The sequence below is a fragment of the Kordia sp. genome (assembly GCF_045105435.1).
GTDB lineage: Bacteria > Bacteroidota > Bacteroidia > Flavobacteriales > Flavobacteriaceae > Kordia.
Map to the genome: position 1 here is coordinate 1 of NZ_JBGCDL010000314.1, position 4,044 is coordinate 4,044.

5 protein-coding genes and 1 pseudogene are annotated in these 4,044 nt (G+C 30.4%); all 6 read right to left on the minus strand.

The window, feature by feature from the left end:
- Positions 1-332: pseudogene (locus tag AB8B65_RS16060) on the minus strand (hypothetical protein); the annotation flags it as partial.
- Between the two features lie 117 nt (positions 333-449).
- Entirely contained in the window at positions 450-1,124 is a 675-nt protein-coding gene (locus AB8B65_RS16065; RefSeq protein ID WP_405302287.1) for a head GIN domain-containing protein, read from the minus strand.
- A gap of 501 nt (positions 1,125-1,625) precedes the next feature.
- Entirely contained in the window at positions 1,626-2,105 is a 480-nt protein-coding gene (locus AB8B65_RS16070) for a hypothetical protein (protein ID WP_405302288.1), read from the minus strand.
- Between the two features lie 81 nt (positions 2,106-2,186).
- A complete protein-coding gene (locus tag AB8B65_RS16075) occupies positions 2,187-2,603 on the minus strand; it encodes a hypothetical protein (RefSeq protein ID WP_405302289.1) in 417 nt (138 codons plus the stop codon).
- 8 nt (positions 2,604-2,611) lie between these two features.
- Entirely contained in the window at positions 2,612-3,052 is a 441-nt protein-coding gene (locus AB8B65_RS16080) for a hypothetical protein (protein ID WP_405302290.1), read from the minus strand.
- A 122-nt stretch (positions 3,053-3,174) separates the two neighbouring features.
- The coding region (locus tag AB8B65_RS16085) for a hypothetical protein (RefSeq protein WP_405302291.1) at positions 3,175-4,044 on the minus strand (870 nt) is incomplete at its 5' end.

The following is a 4,044-nucleotide window of genomic DNA, read 5'->3' on the forward strand; positions in this document are numbered from 1 at the left end:
GCTTTTATCATTCCCATTCTTGCTTTGGCTTGAATAAAGTAGATTGCATTTGGTTTTAAGTCAGCTTCAATGAAGTCTATGTTTTCTGATTTTGCCCAAAATGTATGTTTTCCAGGCTCACATTCGTATCGTAAGTAGTGTCTTTTATTGTATTTTCCAAGGTATTTTGTGCCGTCAAAGTATTTAAAGTTGATGAGTGTTCCTATTTCATTTGTTCTGATAAAGTATACAACAGATTTCCCTTCAGTTGGTGGTGCAAAATTTTGTTGTGCAGTTACAAATTGAATACTGAATACTATGGTAAGTACAAAAATTGTGTATATTTTTTTCATTGTATCGGTTTTTAATCTACTGCAAGTTAGTTTCTTTTTTGATTTGATGAAAAAAGAAAAAACGTCTAAATGGCAGTTTAGACGTTTTAAGATTGATTGATGAATTGTGAATGTGTTTTATTTGACTTTTATTTTTCCGCCGAAGACTCTGTCTTTTTTGATTGTTACAGGATCTCCGTGAATTTCAATGTATCCGCCAGCTCTTACTTTGGCATCGGCAAGTACAGAAGCAGAAACATAAGCTTCGCCGCCAGCACTTACTTTTACTTTTGTTTGCTCTGTGATGAGTTTTTTTCCTTCGTAAATTCCGCCTGTATTGAGTATGATTTCTTGGTGTTTTACTTTTCCTGATGCTTCTATGATTCCGCCTGAAACTGCTTTTGAATCTAGCTTATCTACTTCTAAGTTGGCAATAATTTTACCACCTTCTTGTGCTTTTAATTCTAAATACGGTTGTGTTATGGTTTCGTTGGCAACTATAATGGCACCTTCATTTGCATCAATTGTGTTGACATCTTTGTAATATACTTCTACAAATGTTTGCGAACCATCAAAACTACGGTCAAATTTCATGCGTATTTTGAGTTTTCCGCGCTTGTTTACAATTTCTACATCTTCGGTATCGGCGCCAGTTATAACGACTTTATTTTCGTCTGATTTGATTAAATTGATTTCTATTAAATCAAATACTTTTACTTGATCAAAGTCGCCTACTTGTTTTTCTATTGGTTTTTGTTGTGCGGTTACTGTGAACGTAGTTGCAAAAAGAAGTAGTGTAAATATAGTTTTCATAACGCCTGGTTTTAGTGTTTGTATGTAAAGAGTATGTAGAAAACGTTTTGTTACAGTTTTTATTTAATTTTTTTGTAATTGTTTGTAAAGTAAGGTTTTACCGTAATTGAAGTATAGATATCTTTAGTACATTGAAACTGAAAATTTAAAAACTTTAATTATAAAAAAAAAGAATTTAAAATCGTTAAAGATTAACAAGCAAAAAGTTTCTCACTTAAGTATTGAAAAAGCTAAAGGTGGTTGGAATTTTTTATCTTTTAATAACGGTTTATATTGTGGTGCAGGACCAACTACAAGTTTAGGACATATGGCATGTGAAGTTGCTTGTTTATGCCTTGATGAAGATTATTAATGTATACATACTACAGTAAATGAAAAGCCCAATTTTTTTAAGAATTGGGCTTTTTTTGTTTGTATAAATTGGTTTTACTTAAGATATTTTGATAATTCATCGCGTTTTAGTTCAACGATTCCACTAGCAACAGGTGCACACGAAGTTTTTCATTGTTTTATGCCATAACTTGAATTCCAGACAACTTTTCTAAGAAATATTTTTCCTTTTGAATTCTCTTTCCGATCAATTAAATAGATGACTGTTTTGTATTTATTCTTCCAATAAAAATCTTCTATCTCTTGTGAAGTAACTTTTTTAAAATCATGGATATCCATGATTTTTTTTCTGTTTTTTCTTAAAAAACTCCTGTTTTTAACTACGACAGGATTTTCAATGATCGTATTATTTTTCCCTTTTCTTTGTTTGTAATAAGTGAAATAAAATGTCTTATCTACGTTTTTTAGGTAAACAGAAAACATCATGTTCATAAAGTTAGGAGGTGTGTAAACTCTTAAACCTCTTTTGGTTTCTACTTTTTTATGCTTAAAGTAATAATATAGTGTATCTTGTTTACTAAAATCTTCTAGGTTTTGAGCTACGGTTACTTGACTAAGTACAGTAAAAAAAATGATGATAATTGATTTCATAATTCTTCAAATACTAGCTTATTATTGTTTTTTTTATTCTCCCATCTGTTCGGAAAACATTCAATATTTTCATCTTAAATATCAATTGACTTTCGTATAAAGTTCTAGTTTTCCTCTTTCGGAAGTGATTGATAATGTGATAATTCCTTTACCGTCTTTGTGAATATTATTAATACTTCCACAAAAATGATCTTCTTTTTCTTCTTGGGTTTCGTACATCTTTAAATATATATTGTATGCATGTGGTGGATTGATTTTTCCACATGAAATTTTTAAAAGATAAGACTGAATATATACTTCCTTTTCCCCAATAATATATTCTTTCATTTTACCTGATTTTGTATATTCAACTTTGTAATTAGGATCATCTTGACTTTGCCATATTCCTATGATTTCTTTTTCATATTGTTTCTTTAGTTCTTCTAATTGTTGTCCATAGCTTTGAAGTACAAAAAATAGGAGTAGGAGTGTTGTTATTTTTGAAGAGGGTTTTTTCATCTCAAACACTAATTTACTTTCGTTAAAACGATATCTGTTGGAATATTTAATGGCATGGCATTATTTGGCGTAATATCATAATAACCAACTTTCCATGTAGCTTTAGTTGGTATGCCTTCCGTATTTCCTATTTGGATGATTTTCATATCCAAACGTGCTTGCCAAAATTCATATTGTTGATATTCAGGTGCTTCGTAATTCATAGAATTATCCATGATTCTTGCCATAAAATATTTTTCACTTTGACGTCCTCCTGAAATTACTGGCAACCAATGTTGCGGTGTAGCAGAATTCATGGGCTTATCTGATCTATATATTATTGTTTCTTCACCATTCGTATTAACTTGAACCATTTCAAAATGACCTTTGGTTGCTCCTTTAGTATTAATCCATAAGTGTACTCTAAAAATTTGGTTATCGTTTTCCCATTCCCATGTACCAGGAAACATGTTCTGACTTATATTTTCATCAGAAATATTATTTTCTTGATCAGTAGCTACTGAAAAACTACTTATTGTTATGAATCCTAGAAACAGGAAAAGTATGTATATTTTTTTCATCTTATTATTTTTTATTCGCCGCAATTTTCTCTTACAATATTAGTTCCATGTTCGTTAGCACTTACCTTTTTAAATGTAGTAAAACTTATATCCGATTCAAATAAGGTAATACCTAAATCTGCTTCTTTTAAAAAATTTACAAAAGCTAACAATACTGCATGATTATTTGTATTTACTACTCTTATTGGTGCTACATTATCTAATTCTTCTTTATCAAAATATTTTTCAAATAATGGCTCGATCACATCTCTCAAGTGTGTAAATTCTTCAGCTGTTAAACTTTCTCCTTGTTTTAACTGATCATAATATTCAAGATATTTAAAAAACTTTTTAAATTTTGTTCTATTATTTATGGTAAATGCATACTGTGTACCTTTACCTGTGGTTAAGAAACCTACGAAATCGTTATGTACTTTATCATTTAACATTCGCTTTGCAACAAATTGTAAATCTCCTGGTGAAAATACTGAATAGGTTGTAATTGTATCAGTTGCTGACGTAAATTCATTGTGCACGTGAGCAAATGTTCTATATTTTGATTCTGGATTTTCAGGTAAATTCACTAAATAATTATTCTCGTCTCCAGCAAATTCAAATTCTGTACCGTTTTCATAAATACCAACTGCTGTTTCGTGATTTAGATTTACATTATCATTAAGTCCAACAACTCTTTGCTTATAATTTTCATATTCTGTAAAAAGATCTTCTATTTTTTCGCACTCGCTTTTAAATCCATCTATAATAACACCTACATCACCATCGTTACAAGGATTGATTGCATTTCGTTTGGTAAATGGTGTGTCATAATTGTTGCTTCGTTGTACCACGCCATTGCAATCGACCATAACCATGAGACTTCCGCCACAACAAGCATTTCCACT

Bases quoted from the DNA above. Each gene is read 5' to 3' on its own strand.
- AB8B65_RS16065 (WP_405302287.1), bottom strand. From the start codon at position 1,124: ATGAAAACTATATTTACACTACTTCTTTTTGCAACTACGTTCACAGTA.
- AB8B65_RS16070 (WP_405302288.1), bottom strand. From the start codon at position 2,105: ATGAAATCAATTATCATCATTTTTTTTACTGTACTTAGTCAAGTAACC.
- AB8B65_RS16075 (WP_405302289.1), bottom strand. From the start codon at position 2,603: ATGAAAAAACCCTCTTCAAAAATAACAACACTCCTACTCCTATTTTTT.
- AB8B65_RS16080 (WP_405302290.1), bottom strand. From the start codon at position 3,052: ATGTTTCCTGGTACATGGGAATGGGAAAACGATAACCAAATTTTTAGA.